The organism is Achromobacter mucicolens, from assembly GCF_902859725.1.
GTDB classification, from domain to species: domain Bacteria; phylum Pseudomonadota; class Gammaproteobacteria; order Burkholderiales; family Burkholderiaceae_B; genus Achromobacter; species Achromobacter mucicolens.
This window is the reverse complement of sequence record NZ_CADIJP010000015.1, coordinates 48412-72240: the sequence shown is the minus strand read 5'-3', so window position 1 is coordinate 72240 and position 23829 is coordinate 48412. Positions and strand designations below refer to the sequence as shown.

The window sequence follows — 23829 nt, the reverse complement described above, 5'->3', positions numbered from 1 at the left end:
CATGAATGAAACATGACAGTAAGGTCTAGATCATCGCGCCGCCTATCGGGTCAGCGCCCATATCGCGACCCCCACCGCCAGCGCCAGCACGCCAACCAGCGCTGCAACCAGCCGGTTGTTCTGCTCTTGTGCGCGACGTAGCTGCATCATCTCGGCCAGCATCGCCGACGAGACATTGGGGCGGCTCAGATGGTCATGGACCAGCCTGGGCAGGGCGGGCAGCATCTGCGACCACTGCGCTGCCTCTTTTTCCAGGCTTTGCCGCAGACCCTTGAATCCGACACGCTGGCGCATCCAGCGTTCCAGATAGGGCTTGGCGGTCTTCCAGAGATCGAGGTTGGGATCGAGCTGACGCCCCAGTCCCTCGACGTTCAGCAGGGTCTTCTGCAACAGGACCAGCTGCGGCTGGATCTCGACGTTGAAACGGCGCGAGGTCTGGAAGAGCCGCAGCAGCACCTGCCCCAGCGAGATCTCCGACAACGGCCGGTCAAAATAGGGTTCGCAGACGGCGCGCACCGCGCCTTCCAGTTCTTCCTCGCGCGTATCGGGCGGCACCCAGCCCGATTCGATGTGCAGTTGCGCCACGCGGCGGTAGTCGCGGTGAAAGAACGCCAGGAAATTCTGCGCCAGGTAATTCTTGTCGAACTCGGACAGCGAGCCCACGATGCCGAAGTCCAGCGCGATGTAGCTGCCCAGCGTATCCGGGCGGTCCGACACGTAGATGTTGCCCGGGTGCATGTCGGCGTGGAAAAAGCCGTCGGTAAAGACCTGCGTGAAGAAGATCTCGACGCCCGTGCGCGCCAGCGTCGGAATGTCGATGCCGGCCTCGCGCATGCGCTCGACCTGGCCCACCGGCATGCCGTACATGCGCTGCATCGTGAACACGGTGGAAGCCGTGTATTCCCAGATCACCTCGGGCACGATCAGCATGTCGCCACGCCCCGATTCCGGACCGAAGTTGCGGCGCAGCTGGCTGCAATTGGAGGCCTCGCGCACCAGGTCCAGCTCGTCGTGCAGGTACTTGTCGAATTCGGCCACGACCTCGCGCGGCTTCAGGCGGCGGCCGTCCGGGCCCAGGCGCTCGATGATGCGCGCCACCACCTTCAGCAGCGACATGTCTTTTTCGATGATGCTGAGCATGCCCGGACGCAGCACCTTCACGGCGACTTCACGGCCGTCGTGCAGCACCGCGAAGTGCACCTGCGCGATCGACGCCGACGCCACCGGGTCCACATCGAACTGCGCAAACAGCTTTTCAGGCGGCGCGCCCAGCGCCGCCTCGATGCAGGCCGCTGCCTGCGCCGACGGGAACGGCGGAACGCGGTCTTGCAGCAGCGCCAGTTCGTTGGCGATGTCGGCGGGGATCAGGTCACGGCGGGTGGACAGCACCTGCCCGAACTTCACGAAGATCGGGCCCAGCGATTCCAGGGCGAGTCGCAGCCGTTGCCCGCGCGGCGAACGCGGGCGCGTACCCAGGCGCATGACGCGCAGCAGGCAGGTGGCCAGCGGATGATTCAGGCTGGACAGCACAAGCTCATCCAGGCCGTAGCGCAGCGAGACGACGATGATGCGAAACAGGCGCAGCAAGGGGAACATGGATCAGGCGCCCCGCTTTGCGCCGGCCGTGGCCAGGCGGGTTTGCAGCGCAGCCGCGGAACGCGCCAGCGCGTCGGCGCGGGTGTTCAGGTCGGCCAGGTCCAGGCGCCATTGCTCAAGGGCCGGACGGCCCGCCAGCACACCGCTTTCCTCGGACAGGTATTCGGACACGTTTTCGGCCAGGCGCTTGCCCGCCGTGCGCGCGCCATCCGACACCGCACGCGCGCCGCCCACGATGCGCAGCGCGGCGATGTCGCCCACCACGCGGGCCAACGCATCCTCCGGATCCCAGCGCAACTGCTTGGACAAGTCGGCAACCACCTGGGCCAGCGCCGCGTCGCCTGAAATGTGCGTGGCCTCGGCAAAATCCGGCTTTTCCTGCCCGGCGCCCAGGCGCGGCAGCGGCAGCTTCTCGGGCGACACCGTCAGCGTCACGTCGGGCACCACGGCCGGATCAGCCTGATCGGCCAGCCCTTCGCTATCGATGGACAGGCCCAGCGTGAAGCCGCCCATGGCAAACCGGACGGTCTTGCCGGCATGCCGAGCCAGGCGTTCGCGCGCCCAGTCCTCGCGCCGCAGCAAGGCATTGAGGGCGCTGATGGCCAGACGCTTCGGTGTGGGCAGGAACGAAAAAGGCAGCATGGCGGTTGCAAGGACCCCGGGAGGGCTTGCCGAAGTTGATGGGTAAATCGGGAGTGTAACGGGTTAGATGGGAGCCTGTTTTGCGTAGGCACATTGAAAAACCGGCCCTTTGGGGGCCGGTTCAGGCGGACGCCTTACGGCGCCCGCGGCAGATGGCCGGTCGAGCCGGACCGCCAGGCTTAGCTGGCGTGTTCCACCGGGATCTGCTGGATGCCGGCTAGCAACCAGCCGCCATTGGCCGGCTTGAACAGGTTCCAGACTTCCTCGAAGCGGAAAGCTTCGGCGCCCGGCGCCTCGCGCAGCATGCCCGAGAAGCGCACGCTGGCCAGGTGGCCGTCGGAGACGGTCTCGATGCCCAGCATTTCGGCGTTCAGCAGGACCACTTCGGTCTTGTTGGGCGCCGCGCCGCGCTCCGCCAGCTGGGGCTTGAGCTCGGTGATCAGGTCATCGGTCAGGAATTCGCGCAGACCGTCGGTGCTGCCGCTGTCCCAGACCGCCTGGATGCGAACGAACTGTTCCTTGGCTTGCTTCAGGAAGTTCGGCGTGTCGAAATCGCCCGGCACGAACCAGTTGTTGTCGTCGCCCGCCTTGGGCAGGACGGCCGGCGGCTCGACCGGCGCGGCTGCCACCGGAGCGGCAGCGGCGGCAGGCGCGGCGGCGCCCGGCTTCAGCGATTCACGCCACATGGGCTGCTGTTGCTGGCCCGAGGCGTTGTTGGCCCCGCCGAACGCACCCTGCGTGGCAGTACGCGGACCGGCGCCGCGCAGGCGGCGGATGATGAACATGACGGCGAAGACCACGGCGGCGATCAGCAGCGCGGACGACAGGAACTCCAGGAATGCGCCGGACAGGCCCATGCTGGAGAGCAGCGCCGCGATACCAAGGCCGGCGGCGATGCCGGCGATGGGACCCAGCCAACGCGAGGCGCCGCTCTTGGCGGCGGCGCCTGCCGCGCCGGCCGTGGCAGCGCCGGCGGCTGCCGGTGCGGCGGTGGCGCCCGCGGTGTTGTTGGCGGCAGCCGGCGGCGTGGTGGCCTGGCGCTGCGTCGTGACGTTGGAGGACTGACGGCCGACACTGGAGCCGCCGCCCGCGCGGCGAGCTTCGGCGTCAAACGACGCCGTCACCAGGGCCGCGCCCGAAACGGCGATGAGCGCCGCGGCGACAAAGCGCGAAAGACTGAATTTAGACATGAGTTTGCTCCCTCGTACTCGCGCCCCCGCTGCCCCGAGCAACGGGAGGGCCCCGCAATGCGCGGGGCCATCTGCGCGACTTTTCTTACAGTAATCTGAATGGCGTAAGAATAACGGACAAGCTGCCGCCCCACAAGTTCCCTGCGGGGTGGCGGAATCCGCCTTGGACGCCGGGTGTCAGCCCAGGCGCACGCCTTCGTGCAACGCGGCGATGCCGGCCGTCAGGTTGAAGTACTGCACCCGCTCCAGGCCGGCGGTGCGCAGCATGTCGGCCAGGGTTTCCTGGTCCGGGTGCATGCGGATGGATTCGGCCAGGTAACGATAGCTGGCCTCGTCCTTGGCGATCTTCTTGCCCAGCCACGGCAGCACGTTGAAGGAATACCAGTCGTATGCCGGGGACAGAGGCTTGGCGATGCGCGAGAACTCCAGGACGAGCAGCTTGCCGCCCGGCTTGAGCACACGGGTCATTTCGGCCAGCGCGCGATCCTTGTGGGTCATGTTGCGCAGGCCGAAGGCCACGCTGACGCGGTCGAAGTAACCGGTGGGGAACGGCAGGCGCTCGGCGTCGCACACGGCGGTGGGCACCAGCAGGCCGGCATCGGTCAGCCGGTCTCGGCCCACGCGCAGCATGGAATCATTGATGTCGGTCAGCCAGACCTCGCCCGTGGGGCCGGCGCGCTTGGCGAAAGCCCGCGCCAGGTCGCCCGTGCCGCCGGCAATGTCCAGCACCTTCATGCCGGGGCGGATGGCCGCGCGGCCGATCGTGAACGCCTTCCAGACGCGGTGCAGGCCCGCCGACATGAAATCGTTCATGACGTCGTAGCGCTGGGCGACCGAATGGAACACTTCGGCAACCTTGCGGGCCTTTTCGCTTTCGGGGACCGATTGGAAGCCGAAGTGCGTGGAGGTCGAGCCGGCGCCGGCGGATTGTTGCGATTCGGAGGGGTTTTGCATGGTGTATTCCCGATATATCGTTCAATGGTAGCCTATCGGGCGCGCGCCTGCGGCGGGCGAGCCCGCCAGATGGCGCGCCGCGGTCACATACCTGAAATATTGCGGCCATACTATCGCAATGTTCGCGCCGCGCCGGCGCTCCGAAGTGTGCCCAATTCGATATGTCCAGCACCATCCTCGTCGTCGAAGACGAACCCGCCATCCAGGAATTGATCGCCGTCAACCTGTCCTTCGCCGGCCACAAGGTGCTGCGCGCCTTCGACGCCGACCAGGCCCAGACGCTGATCCGTGCCGAGCTTCCCGACCTGATCCTGCTGGACTGGATGCTGCCCGGCACCTCTGGCCTGGCCATGGCGCGCAAGCTGCGCAACGACGAGCGCACCCGCGCCGTCCCGGTCATCATGCTGACCGCCAAGGGCTCCGAGCAGGACAAGGTCGACGGCCTGGAAGCCGGCGCTGACGACTACATCACCAAGCCCTTCTCGCCGAAGGAGCTGATGGCCCGCATCAAGGCCGTGCTGCGCCGCCGCGCCCCCCAGCTCACGGACGACGTCATCGACGTCGGCGGCCTGAAGCTGGATCCGGTGACGCATCGCCTGTCGGGCAACAGCCAGTCCCTGCAGATCGGCCCCACCGAATTCCGCCTGCTCCACTTCTTCATGACGCACCCCGAGCGCGTGTTCTCCCGTTCGCAGCTCCTGGACCAGGTGTGGGGCGACCACGTCTTTGTCGAAGAGCGCACGGTCGACGTGCACATCCGCCGCCTGCGCAAGGCCCTGGAACCCAGCGGCCATGACGCGCACGTCGAAACGGTCCGCGGCAGCGGCTATCGGTTTACGGCACAGCTCCCGACGCGGTAAAACGTGCGCACGATGATCTGGCTGCGCACCCTTATTCTGGTCGTCCTGTGGGCGGCATTTGCCTTGTTGGCGCAATGGCTCATTGGAGACCCCGCGGGCTGGATCGTGTTTTCGGTGTCGCTGACCGCCATGCTGCTCTGGCGCAGCTGGCGCCTGTCGCTGGTGTCCAAATGGGCCAATCACCCGGATTCCGCCCCGCCGGCCTCCGTGGGCCCCTGGGACGACATTCTTGCCCCGCTCTATCGTTACACCCGCGCCCGCGCGCGCGAGCTGGCTGAAACCCGCGACACCATGCAAGGGATGCTGGCGGCTGCCCAGGCCCTGCCCGACGGCGCCGTCACGCTGAACGAGGATTTCCAGATCGACTGGTGCAACCGGATGGCGCGCCAGCATCTGGGCCTGCGCCTGCCGGCCGACCGCGGCCACAACCTGCTGAACCTGCTGCGGGCCCCGGAATTCGTGGAATACGCGCATCGTCCGTCCTGGCCCGAGCCCATTCTGGTCCGGCTGGGTCAGCAAGGCCAGGAACGGCTGATGATGATGCAGCTCACGGCCTATGCCAGCAATCAGCGCCTGCTCATCACCCGCGACGTCACCCAGATCGAACGCCTGGAAACCACGCGCCGCGACTTCGTCGCCAACGTGTCGCACGAATTGCGCACGCCGCTGACGGTGCTGGCGGGTTTTCTGGAAACGCTGCGCGACATGCCCGACGAGGCGCTGCCCAAAGAGCAGCGTGAACAATACATCGACATGATGTACGAGCAGGCCCACCGCATGCAGGCCATCGTGGAAGACCTGCTGACGCTGTCCACATTGGAATCGTCGCCGGGCAGCGATCCGCGCGCCGTCAACATGGGCGCGCTGCTGCAAAAGGCGCGCCAGCAGATCGAGGCCTTGTCAGGCGGCCGGCACCAGCTGGTCTGGCACATCGATGAAACCCTGGACGTGCTGGGCGCTGAAAACGAACTGACCTCGGCGCTTTCCAACCTGCTGACCAACGCCGTGCGCTACACGCCGGACGGCGGCACCATCACCGTCCGCTGGGAGCGCGACCCCGAAGGCGGCGCATGCTACAGCGTAAAGGACACCGGCATCGGCATTCCGGCGCGCCACCTGCCGCGCCTGACCGAACGCTTTTACCGCGTGGACCGGGGCCGCTCGCGCGCCGTCGGCGGCACCGGCCTGGGGCTGGCGATCACCAAGCACATCGCCATGCGGCACGACGCCGAACTGCTGATCACCAGCGAACCCGGCAAGGGCAGCGTCTTCTCGCTGCGCTTTCCCGCCGACCGCATCGCCATCGCCGAAACGGCGTGATTCCGCCCGCCTGCCCGCCTGACGGCGGCGCGCGGGTGGTAAATTTTTGGCCATGCGCATCCTGGTCATCGAAGACGAACCCAAACTGGCCGACTACCTGAAGAAGGGACTGTCGGAGCAAAGCCACGTCGTGGACGTGGCGCGCGACGGCGTGGACGGCCGCCACCTCGCGCTCGAAGGCGCATACGACCTCATCGTGCTGGACGTGATGCTGCCCGGCGTGGACGGCTTCGAGATCCTGGCCTCGGTGCGCGCGCACAAGGACACCCCCATCCTGATGCTGACGGCCCGCGACGCGGTGGAAGACCGGGTCCGCGGCCTTGAGGGCGGCGCCGACGACTACCTGGTCAAACCCTTCGCGTTCTCGGAACTCCTGGCGCGGGTGCATGCGCTGCTGCGCCGCGGCCGCTCGCAGGAGCCCACGCTACTGCGGCTGGCGGACCTGGAGCTGGATCTGGCGCGCAGGCGCGCCCAGCGCGGCGGCCAGCGGCTGGACCTGACCGCCAAGGAATTCAGCCTGCTGGCGCTTCTGTTGCGCCGCCAGGGGCAGGTGCTGTCGCGCACCACCCTGGCCGAACAGGTCTGGGACATGAACTTCGACAGCGACACCAACGTCATCGACGTCGCGGTGCGGCGCCTGCGCGGCAAGCTGGACGATCCCTACGCCACGAAACTGCTGCATACCGTGCGCGGCATGGGATACGTGCTGGAATCGCGTCCCGCGGGGGACCGCCCGGCGGGGGGCCGCCCTGCTGACGGCCACACCGGATGAGCCGCCCCCGCGTGCGCTCCATGCAGGCGCGGCTGACGCTGCTGCTGGGCGCCATCGCGCTATTTGTTTCCAGCGTGGCGGGCGCCACCCTTTTCTGGGCGCTCAAGCGCGAAGTCGAGCGCCAGGAGATCACCGAGGTCAGCGGCAAGCTCGAGCTCATCGACCACTTGATCGACATGCAGAACAGCGCGAGCGGCCTGCACGATCTGGCGGCCACCTTCGACGAGATGCGCGCGGGCCAGGGGCAGCTGGGCATCTGGATCGTGGACGCGCAGGGCCAGGCCGTCTATGGCGGCGCCGCGCCCGAAACGCTGGAAACCACGGATGGCCGGCAGGTCCTCTTGCAGACGCCGGATGGCGGGCGCATGCGCGGCCTGCGCGTTGCCATGAACGATCGCATCCTGCCCGGCGCGCAGCTGACCGTGGCGGTCAGCACGCGCACCAGCGCGCAATTCCTCTATGCCTACGGCACGGCGCTGGCGCTGATCTGCGCGTTGTGGGTGGGCGCGACGGTCGTCCTGGCCGCGTGGGCCGTGCGGCGCAGCATGGCGCCCGCGCGGCGGCTGTCCGGGCAGGCCGCGGCCATCCAGCCCGACAACCTGGCGCGCCGCCTGCCGCTGCAAGACACCGACCGCGAACTGCATGAACTGGTGCGGTCCTTCAACCGCACACTGGACCGGCTGCAGGCCGCCTACCAGCAGATGGAGGGCTTTAACGCCGATGTGGCGCACGAACTGCGCACGCCGCTGGCGACCCTCATCAACGGCACGCAGGTCATGCTGTCGTCGCCGCGCGATGCGGCCGAGCTGCGAGACGCGCTGGAATCCAACCTGGAAGAACTGGAAGACCTGAAGACGCTGGTCAACGACATGCTGTTCCTGGCGCGCGCCGACCGCGGCGAGCGCGCCGCGGACCTGGCGCCCATGTCACTGGCCGCCGAAGCCCGGCGCGTCGCCGAATATTACGAGGCCACGCTGGAAGAACACGCCGTGCGCCTGCGCTGCGTGGGCGACGCCACCGTGGCCGCCAACCGGGGGCTGGCGCGCCGCGCGCTGGCCAACCTGATCTCCAACGCCATCAAGGCGACGCCCCCAGGTGGCGAGATCGTGCTGACGTGCACCCCCACCGCGCGCGGGGCGCGGGTCACGGTCCACAACCCCGGCACGCCTATCCCGCCAGCGGACCTGCCCCGGATCTTTGACCGCTTTTTCCGCTCCGGCCAGACGCGCGCGCCACGCAGCGAAGGCCACGGCCTGGGCCTGGCCATCGTTCGCGCCATTGCCCGCATGCATGGCGGCGACGTGGATGCGGCGTCCGGCGCCGCCGGCACCGTGGTCGGCATCACCTTCAACAACCCGGGGCCGGCCGCGAACATTACAAAAACGTAATCTGCGCGACAGGATCGGGTCACCCCGGTCTTCCTACAGTGTCATCACGCCCATTCCCATTGCAAGGATTCCCGTGAAAGGCACCCAGTTACGCACTTGCGCCGCCGCCTTGGCGCTGATGATGTCCGGCGCCGCGTTCGCCGCAGGCGACCATGCGCACGGCGGCCACGCGCCGTCCGCGGCGGCCGCGCCCATCGGCGCGCCGGGCGATCCCGCCCGCGTCACGCGCACCATTGACGTCGACATGACCGACGCCATGCGCTTCACGCCCGCCAGCATCGACGTCAAGGCCGGCGAAACCGTGCGGCTGAACGTGCGCAATTCCGGGAAGATCCGGCACGAACTCGTGCTGGGCACCGACGCCGACCTGAAAGCGCATTACGCCATGATGATGAAGGACCCCGGCATGCGTCACGATGAACCCAACGCGGTGTCGCTGGACGCCGGCAAAAGCGGCCAGATCGTCTGGCGCTTCGGCAAGGCCGGCACGGTGTCCTTCGGCTGCCTGGAGCCGGGCCATTACGGCGCCGGCATGAAGGGCGCCGTCTCGGTGCTGTGACATGACGGCGCACACGCTCACGACCCGCCGCCGCTTCGTGCAGGGCCTGGCCGCCGGCGGCGCGCTGGCCGCCCTGGGCGGCTGGCGCCATGCATCGGCCCAGTCCGGCGCAGCCGCGGCCGCCGAACTGCGCGGCACCGAGTTTCACCTGGAGATCGGCGAGACGCCCGTGAACTTCACGGGCGCCGCGCGCGTGGCCACCACGGTCAACGGCCGCCTGCCCGCGCCGCTGCTGCGCTGGCGCGAGGGCGATACGGTGACGCTGCACGTCACCAACCGGTTGCGCGAGCAGACCTCCATCCATTGGCACGGCATCCTGCTGCCCACCGGCATGGATGGCGTGCCCGGCCTGAGCTTTGCCGGCATCGACCCCGGCCAAACGTTCACGTACCGCTTCGACGTTCGCCAAAGCGGCACCTACTGGTATCACAGCCACTCGGGATTCCAGGAACAGACGGGCTTGTATGGCGCCATCGTCATCGACCCGCGCCACCGCGATCCCATCGCCTCCGACCGCGACTACACGGTGCTGCTGTCGGACTGGACGGACGAAGACCCGATGCGCGTGTTCGACAAGCTGAAGGTGATGCCGGATTACTACAACCGCATCCAGCCCAGCATGCAAAGCCTGGCGGACAACGCCGGGGACAACGGATGGCGCGCGGCGCTTGCGGATCGGCTGATGTGGGAACGCATGCGCATGAATCCGACGGATCTGGCCGACGTGTCCGGCGCAACCTACACCTACCTCACCAACGGCGCCACGCCCGCTGCCAACTGGACGGGCCTTTTCAAGCCGGGCGAGCGGGTGCGGCTGCGGTTCATCAACGGCTCGGCCATGACGTACTTCGACGTCCGGATACCGGGCCTGACGATGACGGTCGTGGCCGCCGACGGCCAGGATGTCCGGCCCGTGGATGTCGAGGAATTTCGCATTGGCGTCGCTGAAACGTATGACGTGATCGTCACGCCCGCGCAGGACCGCGCCTATACGATCTTCTCGCAAGCCATGGATAGATCGGGCTATGCGCGTGCCACGCTCGCGCCCCGCGCCGGCATGCAGGCAAGCGTGCCCGAGATGGACCGTGTGCAGGTGCTGGGCATGATGGACATGGGCATGGCCCACGACATGAGCGGGTCGCAGCCGATGCCGGCCGGACACGCCGGGCACGGCGCGGGCACGGGCGCGGACCCGGGCCAGGGCGGCATGGTCGAGGTCAGGCACCCCTATCCCGCCGAGCGCGGCGTGGGCAATTCCATGCTGCCTGACGTGGTGTCGACGCGCCTGGACGATCCCGGCCCCGGACTGCGCGACAACGGCCGCCGCGTGCTGACGTATGCGGACTTGCGGTCGGTGCGGGAGCCCGACGACAACCGCGCACCCTCGCGCGAGATCGAGCTGCACCTGACGGGCAACATGGAGCGCTACATGTGGTCGTTCAACGGCGTGAAGTTCTCGGACGCGCGGCCCATCGTGCTGCGCCACGGCGAGCGCGTGCGCTTCGTGCTGGTCAACGACACGATGATGACGCATCCCATCCATCTGCACGGCCTGTGGAGCGACCTGGAGTCCCCGGATGGCGCGTTCCAGGTCCGCAAGCACACGATCTCGTTGAACCCGGCGCAGCGCATCAGCTATCGCGTCAGCGCCGACACGCGTGGGAACTGGGCCTACCACTGCCATCTGCTGTATCACATGGAGGCCGGCATGTTCAGGGCGGTCGTGGTGGAGTAAACGATGAAGCCGATCAGTTTCCAGAAACACGCGCCGGCCCTTTGCGCCATCGTATTTGCACTGGCGCCCTCCCTGGCCGCGGCTCAAGCGGCGCAAATGGATCATGCCGGCATGACCGGGATGGACCACGGCTCGATGGACCACGGCCAGGCGCCGTCACCGGAAAGCCCGGAAAGCCACCAGGGAATGGACCATGCAGAAGTGAACCATGACGCGCCCGCCGCTGGCGCCCCGCCCGTCGGCAGCCTGCCCGCAAGCGATGGCGAAGGCCCGCGCGGCTACGACAGCTACGGCATCCATCCGCACATGATGGACAACGCGCCCACGTGGCAGGTGCTGTTCGACAAATTCGGCGCATCGCGCAATCGGGACGGGCAAAACGCGCTCGAGTGGGATGGCCGCTTCTGGTTCGGCACTGCCACGGACCGCCTGCTCATCAAGAGCGAGGGCGAGCGCGAAAGCGGCGGCGGATCGGACGGCAAGGTCGAGGCCTTCTGGAGCCACGCCATCTCGCCCTTCTGGGATCTGCAACTGGGTGCGCGCCGGGACATCGGCGCAGGCCCCAAGCGCAACTGGGCCGCGGTCGGCTTCGAGGGCTTGCTGCCCTACAACATCGAACTGACGGCCACCGCCTATGCAGGCCCGTCAGGCCGCAGCGCCCTGGCGCTGAAGGCCGAGTACGATCTGCTGCTGACCCAGCGCCTGATATTCACGCCCGAACTGCAAGCCAGCGTCTACGGCAAGAACGACCCGCAACGCGGCATCGGCTCCGGTCTGTCGCAGGGATCCCTGTCCCTGCGCCTGCGTTACGAGGTCACGCGCGAATTCGCCCCCTACGTTGGCGTATCCTTTGAACGGAAGTTCGGCCAGACGGCGAGCTATGCCTCGGACGCCGGCGAAAGCCGATCGCAGGCAGCCGTCATCGCGGGCGTGCGGTTCTGGTTCTGACCGGCCCGCGCCTGAACATCCCTCTTTATTCCCCGGAGCATCATGAACGTTTCCCGTCTTACGCACCGCCTCGTCCTTGCCGCGGCCCTCAGCATCCCCGCGATTGCCGCCGCGCAGGCGCCCGTGAAAGTCGAGGTCTGGAAGACGCCCACCTGCGGTTGCTGCGAGGATTGGGTCAAGCACATGCGCGACAACGGCTTTGCCGTGACCACGCATGACGTCGAGGACACCGGGCCCATCCGCCGCAACGCCGGCATGTCCAACTACGGTTCCTGCCACACCGCGATGGTCGATGGCTATGCGGTCGAAGGCCACGTGCCCGCCAGCGACGTGCGCCGCCTGTTGCTGGAAAAGCCCGACGCCGCGGGTCTGGCCGCCCCCGGCATGCCACTGGGATCACCCGGCATGGACGGGCCGGAATACGGCGGACGCAAGACGCCGCACGACGTGGTGCTGGTCGACAAACGTGGCGGCGCCCAGGTTTTTCAGGCCTATCGCTAAACCTGGCATGAAACAATTCATCCACAACGCTTCAATGGCTACTCCTTGCACCGCAGCAAAAATGGTCCACAATAAATAAAAGCGTTTCTCACCCACCCCTTGGCAGTCATGGCACAAATCGTCCTGTTCGAGAACATCCACCCGAGCGCCCGCGCCGTCTTCGAGGCCGCCGGCTACACCGATATCGTCACGCATGCCGCGGCCCTGCCGCCGGCGCAATTGCACGACGCCCTGCGCGGCGTGCAAGTGGCGGGGATCCGTTCTCGCACGCACCTGGATGCCGCCCTGCTGTCCGGCAACCCCGACCTGCGCGTGGTGGGATGCTTTTGCATCGGCACCAACCAGGTCGACCTGGACACCGCCATGCAGCGCGGCATTCCGGTCTTCAATGCGCCGTTCTCGAACACGCGCTCGGTGGCCGAACTGGTATTGGGCGAGGCCATCCTGCTGCTGCGCCGGATACCCGAAAAGAATGCCCGCGTCCATCTGGGCCACTGGGATAAAAGCGCCGCGGGCGCTTTTGAGACCCGCGGCAAGACGCTAGGCATCGTCGGCTACGGCAACATCGGCTCGCAGATCAGCACCCTGGCCGAAAGCCTGGGCATGCGCGTCATCTATCACGACGTGGAAGCCAAGCTGCCGCTGGGCAACGCCCGGCCGGCCGGCACGCTGAACGAACTGCTGGAGCAGGCCGACGTGGTGACATTGCACGTGCCCGGCGGCAAGTCCACCGAAAACATCATGAACGCCGAGACCATCGGCCGCATGCGCCGTGGCGCGATCCTGATCAACGCTTCGCGCGGCACCGTGGTGGATATCGCCGCGCTGCACGCGGCGCTGAAATCCGGTCATCTGGCCGGCGCCGCGCTGGACGTGTTCCCCACCGAGCCCAAGAGCGCGGACGAGCCGCTGGCCAGCCCGCTGATCGGCATGCCCAACGTCATCCTGACGCCGCACATCGGCGGCAGCACGCAGGAGTCCCAGGAGAACATCGGCCGCGAAGTCGCCGAAAAACTCGTGCGCTTCCTGCAGGCCGGCACCACCAAGGGCGCCGTCAACTTCCCCGAACTGCCTTTCCTGGAGCAGGCCGGCGGCACGCGCATCCTGCACGTGCACCGCAACGCGCCGGGCGCGCTGGGCACGCTGGACAACCTGATGGCGCAGCACGGCCTGAACATCGTCAGCCAGACCTTGCAGACACGCGGCCAGATCGGCTACGTGATCACCGACGTGGAAGGCCAGGTCGACGACATCGTCATGACCGCCTTGCGCGATCACCCCATCACGGTCCGCTGCGACCGGCTGTAAAGCAGCAAGCGCCAAGCAGCAAGGGCCCCTTCGGGGGCTTTTTTATTGCCCGGCAGTTGCCTGGAACGGTGTCAGACACCGGCCCAATCCACTTGGATCACGCCCCATCCGGCTCAGCCGCCGCGCGGTGCAGGCACTGCGCGATCTTCTCGCGCACGCTGCCCGCGTCGAACGGCAGCCGGCCGATGATGCCGATTTCGCGATGAAACGCGTGTTCGCCCAGCGGCAGCAGCCGCAGACCCGTCATGTCCAGCCGCCGCAGACGCGGCAGCAGCGCCACGCCAAGGCCATGCCGCACCATGCCCGCGATCGCCTCGATCTCGTCGAGCTCCACAGCCTCGTTCACGGTGATGCGGTGTTTTTTCAGGAACACGTCGACCACGCGGCCGCCGAATGAGGCGCGGTCGTAGCGGATGAAGGGCTGGGTCGCCAGTAGCTCCCGCCACGGGGCGACCGGCATGGATTCGGGCATGGCCAGCATGACGGGCTCGGTCATCAGCGGCTGCCAGCCCAGTTCGGGCGGCAGGGCGAAGGGCGGGCGGATCAGCACGGCCAGGTCCACTTCGCCGGCGTCCACCTGGCCCAGCAGCGACAGCGAGACGCCGGGCACGATGCGCACGCGCACATCGGGATAGACAGCGCGGAACTCGCCCACGGCATGGACCAGCAGATCCTGCTGCACGGAGGCGATAGCCCCGATGCGGAGCAGCCCGCTGACGTGCGCGGCGCCAGCCGAGGCCGCCATGCGCTCGGCCATGGCGACCAGCTCCTCGGCCTGGGGCAGCATGTCCCGCCCGTGGGCGTTGAGCGCCGCCGCGCGCGGACCTCGGTCGAACAGCTCGACGCCCAGGTATTCCTCCAGCCGCCGGATCTGGGCGCTGACCGCGGACTGCGTCAGGCCAAGCTGGACCCCGGCCCCGGTAAAGGTTCCGTCCCGCGCCACGGCGATGAAGGTCTTGAATTCCTTGAGCACAATCAATTTTTTCGATGCTAAGACTCGAAAAATATCGTTTTGCTATAAAAAAAACAATACCTAAACTATGCCCTGGTGATAACGCCGACACATTGCGGCGTTCGCTGAACTGAATAACCCTCTTTTGCCTGACCCGGAGCCTTGCATGTCCGCTCAAACCAACCTGCCGCCGTTCCACCTGGCCTTCCCCGTGCGGGACCTGGCCGAAGCCCGCGCCTTCTATGGCGAAAAGCTGGGCTGTCCGGAGGGCCGCAGCTCGTCCGAATGGATCGACTTCAATTTCTACGGCCACCAGATCGTGGCGCACCTGGCGCCCAGCGAATGCGGCCACAAGGCAACCAGCGCGGTCGATTCGCACAATGTGCCCGTGCGCCATTTCGGCGCCGTGCTTTCCATGGAACAATGGGAAGCCATGGCCAAGCGACTGACCGACGCCGGCACCGAGTTCGTCATCGAGCCCTATATCCGTTTCAAGGGCGAAGTTGGCGAGCAGGCCACCATGTTCTTCCTGGATCCGTCGGGCAATGCGCTTGAATTCAAGGCGTTCAAGAACATGGATTCGTTGTTCGCCAAGTAACCCGTCACTACAGGTTTCGTGCCGTTGAACGTCAATTCCAATTCGCTTTCTCCGGCCGAAACCCGCTGGCGCATCCTGCCCCAGGGTGACCGCTGCCTGATCGTCTCCTTCGGCGAGCGCATCGATGCCGCCATTGGCCGGACCTGTCTGGCGGCGGCCCGCAAGCTGCGCGACGCGCGGCTGCCGGGCGTCACCGACGTGGTGCCCTCCTTCGTCGCCGTGGCCGTGCACTACCGGCCGGGCGGACATGGCGAAGGGCCCACGTACGCGGCGCTCTCCGAGCACATCCAGGCCCTGCTTGCCGACGGCATCCCAACCGCCGACGCGGGGGGACGCGAGGTCGACATCCCCGTCTGCTATGGCGGCGAACACGGCCCCGACCTGGAAGAGGTCGCGCGCGCCGCGCGCATCAAACCCGAAGACGTCATCCGGTTGCACAGCGAACCGCGCAGCATGGTGTTCATGCTGGGGTTTGCGCCGGGCCACGCCTATCTCGGCGTGCACGACGAAAAACTGAACATTCCCCGCCGGCCGTCGCCGCGCACCGCCGTGCCCGCCGGCGCGGTGGCCATCGCCAACCGGCAAACCGTGATCTACCCGAACCGGCTGCCGGGCGGCTGGAACATCATCGGCGCCACGCCGCTGGTAATGTTCGACCCCGCGCGCGAACCCGCGGCTCTCTTGCAGCCGGGCGACACGGTGCGGTTCGTGCCGATTACGCCCGACGAATTCGACCGCATCCGGGGGAGCCGGCCATGAGCGTGACCGTGATCAAGCCCGGCATGCTGTCCAGCTTCCAGGACCACGGGCGCGAAGGCTACCAGCATCAGGGCATTCCGGCGGCCGGCGCCATGGACGAGCGAGCCCATCGGCTGGCCAATGCCCTGGCGGGCAACGAAGGCGACCCGGCCACGCTGGAGATCACGCTGACCGGCCCCACGTTGCGCTTTGACGCGCCGGCCTGCTTTGCGCTGGCCGGCGCCGACCTGGGCGCCACGCTGAACGGCCAGGACATTGCCCAGTTGCGCCCGCTGATCGCGCGGCCCGGCGACGTGCTGGCCTTCGGGGCGCGGCCCGCAACGGGCGTGCGCGCGTATCTGGCCGTGCATGGCGGTTTTGCGCTGACGCCCGTCATGGGCAGCGAGACCACGTATCTGCGCAGCGGTTTCGGCGGTTTTCAGGGGCGCGCACTGGCAAAGGGCGACGTCGTTCCCCTGCGCCGCCCGCTGGCGCCGGACTGCGATACCGCCGCCTTGCAGAAGGCGCTGTGGCAGGTGCGCGTGTACCTGCCCGCGGCGCTGGGCAACAAGCAGCGCGAATTCATCCGCTTCCTGCCCGGCGTGCACTGGCCCGAATTCTCGCAATCCAGCCGCCGCGCCTTTTTGGAATCCGAATTTCGCATCAGTCCGCAGTCCGACCGCATGGGCTACCGCCTGCTTGGCCGGCCATTGACCATGAATCAGCCGCGGCAGATGCTGTCGGAGGCCGCCTGCTTTGGCACCGTGCAGGTGCCCTCGGGCGGCGAAGCCATCATTCTCATGGCCGACCGGCAGACCACCGGCGGCTATCCCAAGATCGCGCAGATTGCCACCGTGGACCTGCCCGCGCTGGCGCAGTCCGCGCCCGGTCAGGTGCTGCGTTTCCAGCGGATCGAGCTGGACGAAGCGCAGCGCCTGGACGGCGAACGCGAACGCGCGTTTGCGCAATTGCACGACGCGCTTGCGCCGCTGCGCGCGCTGCTGAACTAGAAGGAAACCGCCATGACCACCCGCATCGACCTGAACTGCGACATGGGCGAAAGCTATGGCGCCTGGACCATGGGCAACGACGCGGCCGTGCTGCAGTACGTCAGCTCGGCCAACATTGCCTGTGGTTTCCATGGCGGCGACCCGGCCACCATGCGCAAGACGGTGGCCGCCGCGCTGGCCCAGGGCGTTGCCCTGGGGGCCCATCCCAGCCTGCAGGACCTGGCCGGTTTCGGCCGCCGCGTCATCCAGATCAGCCCGGACGAGGCCTACGACATCGTCGTCTATCAGATCGGCGCGCTGGCGGGTGTCGCGGCCTCGCAAGGCGCCCGCCTGCATCACGTGAAGGCGCACGGCGCGCTCTACAACATGGCGGCCAAGGATGAGCCGCTGGCAAAGGCGATCTGCCAGGCGGTCAAGGATGTGGACGCGTCGCTGATCCTGTACGGACTGGCCGGCAGCAAGCTGATCGACGCAGCCCGCGCCATCGGCCTGGCGTGCGCCAGCGAAGTCTTCGCGGACCGCTCCTATCAGGACGATGGCTCGCTGACGCCGCGCACACGCGCGGGCGCCATGATCGAGGACGTGGACGTCGCGGTCGCACAGGTCGTGCGCATGGCGCGCGAAGGTCTGGTGCGGTCGGTCGACGGCAAGGATGTGCCGGTGCAGGCCGACACCCTGTGCATCCACGGCGACCAGCCCAATGCGCTGGTCTTTGCCGACGGCATCCGGCGCGCCTTGACGCAGGCCGGCATCGAGGTGCGCACGCCGCCTCGCGCCTGAAGGCGCGCGCGCAGGCCTCTTCCTAAGCGGCGTCCAGCGACGCCTCGCGGTAAGCGCCCAGGATCTCCGGCAGCACTTCCACCACGTATTTGCGGGTCAGTCCGGCCGCACGATCAAAATCCCGGCTGCCGAGCGCCTGGATGATGCCTTCCGTGTAGGACGGGATCGTGTTGGCTTCGAGCGATTGCCGGGCCAGCATGTAGCCCAGCGGTTCGATCTGTTCGTACAGTTTGCTGAGCATGCTGGTCAACGGCGCGTTGCCGGTGTAGCGAGCCGCGGCCAGATAAAAGTCGCGGGAGGCCGAGATGAATCCGCGCGCATCCTGACGGCCCATCGCGGCGACGATGGCCTCGTGCAACGTGCCAAGTTCGGCCACCAGCGGCCCGACATCGGGCATCTCGGCGACCTGCCGGATGCAATACGCCTCCAGCTCCGCACGCAGCATGTACAGATGGCGGATCTGGGTTTCGGTATAGAGCGTGACCCGGAAGCCCTTGCGCTGGATATGCGTGACCAGGCCGCTCAGCTCCAGCAGACGCAGCGCCTCCCGGATGGGGCTGCGGCTGGTGCCGAAGCGCTGCTCCAGTTCCTGTTCCCGTAACGGCTGTCCGGGCCGGATAGTGCCGTTCACTATCAACTCACGAATCTGTTCCTGTAGGAAATACGGAATCGTGGCGGGCGCTTTGACGTCCAATCGGCTCCCCTTTTACTGCGACTACGCATGACATGAGACCGTGACAAGATACTCGAAATCTCTTGAAACACAAGTAGAAATAATGTTTCACACTCAAAAGGCGGCCCTGTCCCCTGCCCGCAAGAGACGGCGTTGTCTGAGGATGCAGGGGATCAGTGCCAGTCGTCGCGGTAGACGAACTTGGGCATTTGCCAGTTGAAGCGCAGGGCCATGAGGCGCATGGTCAGGCCCGCCGCCAGCGCGATGGGCACCGACGCATTGGCCGACAGCCCGAGCGCCATCGAGCCCAGATAGAGCGCGCCGGTCACCAGCGACACGCTGGCGTACAGCTCCTTGCGGAACAGCAGCGGGACCTCGTTGCAGAGCACATCGCGCAACACCCCGCCGGCGCACCCGGTGATCATGCCGCTGATCAGCACCACGGTGATCGGCAGTTGCATCATCTGCGCGACCTGGCAGCCAATCACCGTGAAAGCCACCAGCCCCAGCGCATCGGCCAAGAGGAACACGCTGCGCAGCCGGCGCATGACCGGCGCGATCAGCGCGGTCAGGATCGCCGCGCCGCCCGTCATCCACAGGTATTCGGGATGCACGACCCACGTCAGCGGATAGTGCCCGAGCAGCACGTCGCGCAACGAGCCCCCGCCCAGCGCCGTCACGCACGCGATGATGCAGACGCCCATCCAGTCCATGTCGCGCCGCCCCGCCGAAAGGGCCGCCGTCATGGCTTCGGCGACGATGGCGACCAGGTACAGCGTGTGCAGCAGGGCGGGCGAAAGATCGGTGAACATGGGTTGGGCGGTAGCTTTGGCAGGCCTCATTGTATTGAGCCTTGCCGGCGCGCGCGCCATTGCCTGCGCGCGCATCATCCCGTACCCTCAGAGCTGTGTTGATCGCGATCAAGCCCCATCTCGTTTCGCGGCGAGACAATGGAGACGTGCCCGACCGGGCGCTATTGGGCCAGGCAGCGCGGACGCGGGAGCCGCCTCTCTGGCCATAACCGGGAGATTAGGTATGACACAGCAAGTTGGCCCCATCCTTCTGGCCACCGACCTCAGTGCGCGCGGCGACCGAGCCCTCGACCGCGCGTTGCAGTTGACCAAGGAACTGAACACCAAGCTGATCATGCTGCATGTCATGGAATCCCATGCCACGCCGCTCACCACGCCGGTCTGGCGCCGCCTGTCGCCCGACCACAAGGCCCTCGTCGAACGTGAACTGGCCGAAGACGTGGCCGCCGCCAACGTGCCCGCCGAAGTCGTCGTCACCAAGGGCGAGCCCGTCGCCAGCATCATGGAAACCGCCGACGCCTTCGGCTGCTCGCTGATCGTGGCCGGCATTGCCCGCCAGGAAACGCTGGGCCGGCTGCTGCTGGGCACCACGGTCGAAAAGCTGGCCCGCCAGGCACGCCAACCGGTGCTGGTCGTCAAGAACCGTCCGCGCCGTCCCTATCGCGACGTGCTGGTCGCCACCGATTTCTCGGACGGCTCGCGCCAGGCGCTGCGCGCCGCGCTGCAACTGGTGCCCAATGCCGACATCACCTTGTTCAACGCCTACGAAGTGCCCTTCCAGGGCGTGACCAAGCCTGACGACGCGGTCGTGGACAACCTCTACCGAACCGCCGAACAGTGCGCCGAGCGCTTCATCGCCGAAACGCCCGAACTGCCCAAGGGCCGCCCGACCAAGGTGGTGCTGGAAGCCGGCCAGCCCGAAACCGTGCTGGCCGATTACTCGTTCAACCATCGCTCAGATCTGGTCGTCACGGGCACCCATGGCCGCACCGGCATCCTGCGAACCGCCATCGGCAGCGTGGCTGAACGGTTGCTGGAATCCCTGCCCAGCGACGTGCTGATCGTGCGGCTGAGCGGCGAAGAGTAATCCCGGCCAAGCAAAAGGCGGCGCTTACGCGCCGCCTTTTTTTGGTCTGCCTTCAACTTACGCGCTACGCGTCGCCCTGCTTTTCCATGGTGTCGATCGTGCCGCGCAGGATCTTCAGCAGCACCAGCCCCGGAATGGCGATCACCACCGTCAGCAGGAAGAACCCCGGCCACCCCAGGTGATTGACCAGCGGCGGCGTCAGCGGTCCGGCCAGATAGGTGCGCCCCACGGCTGACAACGCCGAGAGCAGCGCGAATTGCGTGGCCGAGAACCGCTGGCGGCACAGGGCCATCAACAGGCCCACGAAAGACGCCGTGCCCAGCCCGCCGCACAGGTTTTCAATGCCCACGCCGGTGGCCATCAGCCACAGGTTCTTAGGACTGATCGCGATCAGCCAGTACGCCAGGTTCGACACCGCCTGCAAGAGTCCAAAGGCCATCAGCGACCGGTACAGCCCCCACCGCGCCATCAGCGACCCGCCCGCCAGCGCGCCGATGATCGTCGCCGCCAGCCCCAGCACCTTGTTCACCGTACCCACTTCGGTGGGCGTGAAGCCCGCGCCGCGGATGAGGAAGGTGGTGGACAACGCGCCGGCGAACGCGTCGCCCAGCTTGTACAGCACGATCAGCAGCAGCACCGCCAGCGCGCCGCGGCGCGTGAAGAATTCATGCAGGGGTTCGGCGACCGCCTCGCGCAGGCTGCGGGGCGCGCGCGCGACGTGTTCGGGTTCGGGCGCCCACAGCGTGGCAAGCGCGCACAGCAGCATCAGCCCGCCCATCACCATGTAGGTGTTGCCCCACCCGATCCATTGGTCCGCCATGATGAGCGCCAGGCCGCCCGACACGATCATGGCCAGCCGGTAGCCCATGACCTTGATGGCCGCGCCCGCCCCGCGTTCCTCCTTGCGCAGCACGTCCGTGCAATAGGCATCGAAGGCAATGTCCTGCGTGGCGGAAAGAAAGGCGACCAGCACGGCCAAGAGCGCCAGCGGCATCAGCGCCGACGACGGCGACAGCGCGCCCATCGCCAGGATCGCCGCCGCCAGCAGCACCTGCGTGACCAGCATCCAGCCGCGTCGCCGGCCCAGCAGCGGCGGCGCGAAACGGTCGACCAGCGGCGCCCAGAGAAATTTGATGGTGTAGGCCGTGCCTACCAGGGTGAGGAAACCGATTTCCTGCAGCGGCACGCCTTCGACGGTGGCCCAGGCCTGCAATGTGCCGCTGGTCAGGGCCAGCGGCAACCCGCTGGCAAAGCCCAGGACCAGCAAGGGGGCAACGCGCGGGCTGGTGTAGACGTTGGATACAGCGGTGATGACGGTCTCCTGAGACTTGGCCGGCGGCGTCGCAGGTGCTGGCCGCGGGCGTGCCGGCATTTTAGGGCCTGTTGCCCCGCGCCGTCAGGAGGATGCGTGTCGGAATGTCAGGGGGATGCGAAGCGGTACACCGCAAGCGTGCTGCGCCAGCTTGGGAACGCCTTCACTTCCTTGCCTTCGTTGAACGTGGCGCGCTCCAGGATGCGCAGGCCCACTTCACCGGCCAGCTGTTCGAAGTCGCGCAGCGTGCACAGGTGGATGTTGGGCGTGTTGTACCACTGGTAGGGCATCTGCCCCGTCACGGGCATGCGGCCGCGCAGGATGGCCCAGCCATGCGGCCAGTAGCCGAAGTTGGGAAACGACACCACGCCGTAACGCGCCACCCGCGCCATTTCGCGCAGGATGTGTTCGGTGCGGTGCATGGACTGCAACGTCTGCGACAGGACGACGGTGTCGAACTGCTTGTCGTCAAAGAGCGCCAGGCCGTCTTCCAGGTTCTGCTGGATGACCTCGACGCCGCGGCGCACGCAGGCGATCACGCAGGTGTCGTCGAGCTCGACGCCGGCGCCCTTGACCTGGCGATGATCGCGCAGATGCGCCAGGAGGGCGCCGTCGCCACAGCCCAGGTCCAGGACGCGGCTGCCCGGTTCGATCCAGCTGGCGATGCGCGCCAGGTCGGGCCGCAGCGCGCCGTGGGCATAGCGAGGGGTCACGGGAGTCATTCGGAAGATCCTTCGGTCAACTGGGCCTCCAGGCCCAGCTCGCGTGCGATGCGTTCGTAGTAGCCGCGCACGACCGCGTGGTAGCGCGCGTCTTCCAGCAGGAAGGCGTCGTGGCCATGCGGCGCGTCGATCTCGGCGTACGTGACGGGGCTGGCGTTCTTGAGCAGCGCGCGCACGATCTCGCGCGACCGTTCCGGCGGAAAGCGCCAATCGGTCGAGAACGACACCAGCAGGAAGTTGGACTTGGCGGGCGCCAGCGCGCGGGCCAGGTCGCCGCCCGTGGTGCGCGCCGGATCGAAGTAGTCCAGCGCGCGCGTGATCAGCAGATAGGTGTTGGCGTCGAAATAACGCGTGAACTTTTCGCCCTGGTAGCGCAGGTACGACTCCACCTCGAATTCGACGTCGTAGCCGTAGCGGTAGGCGCCGTTTTCGGCGGGCGCGCGTTGGGCGCGGCCGAATTTCTCGGCCATGTCGTCGTCGGACAGGTACGTGATGTGGCCAATCATGCGCGCGACCGACAGGCCGCGGCGCGGCACGGTGTCCTGCGCGTAGTAGTCGCCGCCGTGGAAATCCGGGTCGGTGATGATGGCGCGCCGGGCCACTTCGTTAAAGCCGATGTTCTGCGCCGACAGGCGCGGCGTGCTGGCGATGACGATGCAGTTGGCCACGCGCTCGGGCAAGGTGATCGACCAGCTCAGGGCCTGCATGCCGCCCAGCGATCCGCCCATCACGGCCGCGAAGCGCTCGATGCCGAAGTGGTCCGCCACCCGCGCCTGCGCCCGCACCCAGTCTTCGACCGTCAGCACCGGGAACGCGGCGCCCCAGGGCTTGCCGGTCTCGGGATTGATGCTGGCCGGCCCGGTCGAGCCGAAGCACGAGCCCAGGTTGTTGACCCCGATCACGAAGAAGATATTGGTGTCCACCGGCTTGCCGGGTCCCACCATGTTGTCCCACCAGCCCAGGTCGCTGGGATTGTCGGCGGCCTGCCCCGCCACGTGGTGCGAGGCATTGAGCGCGTGGCAGATGAGCACGGCATTGGTGCGCTGCGCATTGAGCGTGCCGTAGGTTTCGACCGCCAGCTCGTACGACGCAAGCGACTGGCCGCTCAGCAAGGGCAGCGGCTCATCGAAACGGATGAAGGTGGGGGAGACGAGGCCGACCGAACCGGGATCAACGGTATCGGACGTCGTGACGGTTGCGGGAACGAACCCGCTGGCCGAATCACCGGCCAAATTCTGGGCAGGAGTGGTCATACGGACCTCTTTAGCTGGATTTATTGGAAGGCGCCCGCAAGCGGATCAGGCAAATCGGCGCCGAAAATTGGATAGTGCGGCAGGAATTCTAGCACTGCTTGGCGCACGGGCAGCAAGAC

At 67.1% G+C, this 23829-nt stretch carries 24 protein-coding genes and 1 riboswitch; of the genes, 14 read left to right on the top strand and 10 right to left on the bottom strand.

Annotated elements, in window-relative coordinates; translation table 11 throughout:
- Positions 1-42: 42 nt before the first annotated feature.
- The 4 genes from ubiB to ubiE form a co-directional block, all read right to left on the bottom strand.
- Positions 43-1596, bottom strand: coding sequence for a ubiquinone biosynthesis regulatory protein kinase UbiB (gene ubiB / locus HV786_RS19200; RefSeq protein ID WP_128827069.1), 1554 nt, complete (start codon positions 1594-1596; stop codon positions 43-45).
- Positions 1597-1599: 3 nt separating this feature from the next.
- On the bottom strand, positions 1600-2238 hold the full coding sequence (locus HV786_RS19195; protein WP_128827070.1) for a ubiquinone biosynthesis accessory factor UbiJ: 639 nt from the start codon (positions 2236-2238) through the stop codon (positions 1600-1602).
- A gap of 179 nt (positions 2239-2417) precedes the next feature.
- The gene (locus HV786_RS19190) at positions 2418-3428 is read right to left on the bottom strand and encodes a Tim44 domain-containing protein (protein ID WP_175211572.1); all 1011 of its coding nucleotides are present in this window, start codon (positions 3426-3428) and stop codon (positions 2418-2420) included.
- Between the two features lie 177 nt (positions 3429-3605).
- Complete coding sequence (gene ubiE / locus HV786_RS19185; RefSeq protein ID WP_063953528.1) at positions 3606-4382, bottom strand: bifunctional demethylmenaquinone methyltransferase/2-methoxy-6-polyprenyl-1,4-benzoquinol methylase UbiE; 777 nt, start codon at positions 4380-4382, stop codon at positions 3606-3608.
- A 161-nt stretch (positions 4383-4543) separates the two neighbouring features.
- Between ubiE and phoB the strand changes: the two genes are divergently transcribed.
- The 9 genes from phoB to serA all read left to right on the top strand — a co-directional run bounded on the left by phoB (position 4544) and on the right by serA (position 13773).
- A complete protein-coding gene (gene phoB / locus HV786_RS19180) occupies positions 4544-5242 on the top strand; it encodes a phosphate regulon transcriptional regulator PhoB (RefSeq protein ID WP_006227196.1) in 699 nt (232 codons plus the stop codon).
- Between the two features lie 12 nt (positions 5243-5254).
- Entirely contained in the window at positions 5255-6562 is a 1308-nt protein-coding gene (gene phoR, locus HV786_RS19175) for a phosphate regulon sensor histidine kinase PhoR (RefSeq protein ID WP_128827134.1), read from the top strand.
- A 52-nt stretch (positions 6563-6614) separates the two neighbouring features.
- The gene (locus HV786_RS19170; RefSeq protein WP_128827071.1) at positions 6615-7334 is read left to right on the top strand and encodes a heavy metal response regulator transcription factor; all 720 of its coding nucleotides are present in this window, start codon (positions 6615-6617) and stop codon (positions 7332-7334) included.
- Positions 7331-8722 carry a heavy metal sensor histidine kinase gene (locus HV786_RS19165; RefSeq protein WP_175211570.1) on the top strand — a complete coding sequence of 464 codons (1392 nt, stop codon included), beginning with the start codon at positions 7331-7333 and terminating at the stop codon, positions 8720-8722. The genes HV786_RS19170 and HV786_RS19165 overlap by 4 nt, the downstream gene beginning before the upstream one ends.
- Before the next feature lie 73 nt (positions 8723-8795).
- Positions 8796-9281: a cupredoxin domain-containing protein gene (locus tag HV786_RS19160; RefSeq protein WP_420809646.1), complete on the top strand. Its 486-nt coding sequence runs from the start codon at positions 8796-8798 to the stop codon at positions 9279-9281.
- A 1-nt stretch (position 9282) separates the two neighbouring features.
- Positions 9283-11016 carry a copper resistance system multicopper oxidase gene (locus HV786_RS19155; protein ID WP_175211568.1) on the top strand — a complete coding sequence of 578 codons (1734 nt, stop codon included), beginning with the start codon at positions 9283-9285 and terminating at the stop codon, positions 11014-11016.
- Between the two features lie 3 nt (positions 11017-11019).
- Complete coding sequence (locus HV786_RS19150; protein ID WP_128827072.1) at positions 11020-11964, top strand: copper resistance protein B; 945 nt, start codon at positions 11020-11022, stop codon at positions 11962-11964.
- A gap of 42 nt (positions 11965-12006) precedes the next feature.
- Positions 12007-12465 carry a DUF411 domain-containing protein gene (locus tag HV786_RS19145; protein WP_128827073.1) on the top strand — a complete coding sequence of 153 codons (459 nt, stop codon included), beginning with the start codon at positions 12007-12009 and terminating at the stop codon, positions 12463-12465.
- 108 nt (positions 12466-12573) lie between these two features.
- Positions 12574-13773, top strand: a complete 1200-nt coding sequence (serA, locus tag HV786_RS19140) for a phosphoglycerate dehydrogenase (protein WP_062840253.1) — start codon at positions 12574-12576, stop codon at positions 13771-13773.
- Between the two features lie 97 nt (positions 13774-13870).
- Here serA and HV786_RS19135 read toward each other — a convergent pair whose 3' ends face one another.
- Positions 13871-14746, bottom strand: a complete 876-nt coding sequence (locus HV786_RS19135; RefSeq protein WP_128827135.1) for a LysR family transcriptional regulator — start codon at positions 14744-14746, stop codon at positions 13871-13873.
- 145 nt (positions 14747-14891) lie between these two features.
- On the opposite strand from HV786_RS19135, the gene HV786_RS19130 reads away from it, so the two are divergent.
- Genes HV786_RS19130 through HV786_RS19115 form a run of 4 tightly spaced genes read left to right on the top strand, consistent with a single transcriptional unit; the run spans position 14892 to position 17851 of the window.
- The gene (locus HV786_RS19130; RefSeq protein ID WP_056327555.1) at positions 14892-15323 is read left to right on the top strand and encodes a VOC family protein; all 432 of its coding nucleotides are present in this window, start codon (positions 14892-14894) and stop codon (positions 15321-15323) included.
- Positions 15324-15347: 24 nt separating this feature from the next.
- The gene (pxpB, locus tag HV786_RS19125; RefSeq protein ID WP_128827074.1) at positions 15348-16082 is read left to right on the top strand and encodes a 5-oxoprolinase subunit PxpB; all 735 of its coding nucleotides are present in this window, start codon (positions 15348-15350) and stop codon (positions 16080-16082) included.
- Positions 16079-17071: a 5-oxoprolinase subunit C family protein gene (locus HV786_RS19120; protein ID WP_175211566.1), complete on the top strand. Its 993-nt coding sequence runs from the start codon at positions 16079-16081 to the stop codon at positions 17069-17071. Before pxpB ends, HV786_RS19120 begins: the two co-directional genes overlap by 4 nt.
- 12 nt (positions 17072-17083) lie before the next feature.
- Positions 17084-17851 (top strand): LamB/YcsF family protein, encoded by a 768-nt coding sequence (locus tag HV786_RS19115; protein ID WP_128827075.1) that lies wholly within the window; start codon positions 17084-17086, stop codon positions 17849-17851.
- A 22-nt stretch (positions 17852-17873) separates the two neighbouring features.
- Here HV786_RS19115 and HV786_RS19110 read toward each other — a convergent pair whose 3' ends face one another.
- Both HV786_RS19110 and HV786_RS19105 read right to left on the bottom strand, forming a co-directional pair.
- The gene (locus HV786_RS19110) at positions 17874-18545 is read right to left on the bottom strand and encodes a GntR family transcriptional regulator (RefSeq protein ID WP_056327559.1); all 672 of its coding nucleotides are present in this window, start codon (positions 18543-18545) and stop codon (positions 17874-17876) included.
- A gap of 152 nt (positions 18546-18697) precedes the next feature.
- A complete protein-coding gene (locus HV786_RS19105) occupies positions 18698-19336 on the bottom strand; it encodes a trimeric intracellular cation channel family protein (protein ID WP_056327560.1) in 639 nt (212 codons plus the stop codon).
- A 223-nt stretch (positions 19337-19559) separates the two neighbouring features.
- Between HV786_RS19105 and HV786_RS19100 the strand changes: the two genes are divergently transcribed.
- On the top strand, positions 19560-20423 hold the full coding sequence (locus HV786_RS19100; RefSeq protein ID WP_056327561.1) for a universal stress protein: 864 nt from the start codon (positions 19560-19562) through the stop codon (positions 20421-20423).
- Positions 20424-20487: 64 nt separating this feature from the next.
- Here HV786_RS19100 and HV786_RS19095 read toward each other — a convergent pair whose 3' ends face one another.
- The 3 genes from HV786_RS19095 to metX form a co-directional block, all read right to left on the bottom strand.
- The gene (locus HV786_RS19095) at positions 20488-21795 is read right to left on the bottom strand and encodes a muropeptide transporter (protein ID WP_252869942.1); all 1308 of its coding nucleotides are present in this window, start codon (positions 21793-21795) and stop codon (positions 20488-20490) included.
- Between the two features lie 47 nt (positions 21796-21842).
- On the bottom strand, positions 21843-22457 hold the full coding sequence (gene metW / locus HV786_RS19090; protein ID WP_056327562.1) for a methionine biosynthesis protein MetW: 615 nt from the start codon (positions 22455-22457) through the stop codon (positions 21843-21845).
- Complete coding sequence (metX, locus tag HV786_RS19085; RefSeq protein ID WP_172802147.1) at positions 22454-23710, bottom strand: homoserine O-succinyltransferase MetX; 1257 nt, start codon at positions 23708-23710, stop codon at positions 22454-22456. The genes metW and metX overlap by 4 nt, the downstream gene beginning before the upstream one ends.
- A riboswitch (SAM riboswitch) is annotated at positions 23700-23781 on the bottom strand. Its footprint overlaps the gene before it by 11 nt.
- Between the last annotated feature and the right edge of the window lie 48 nt (positions 23782-23829).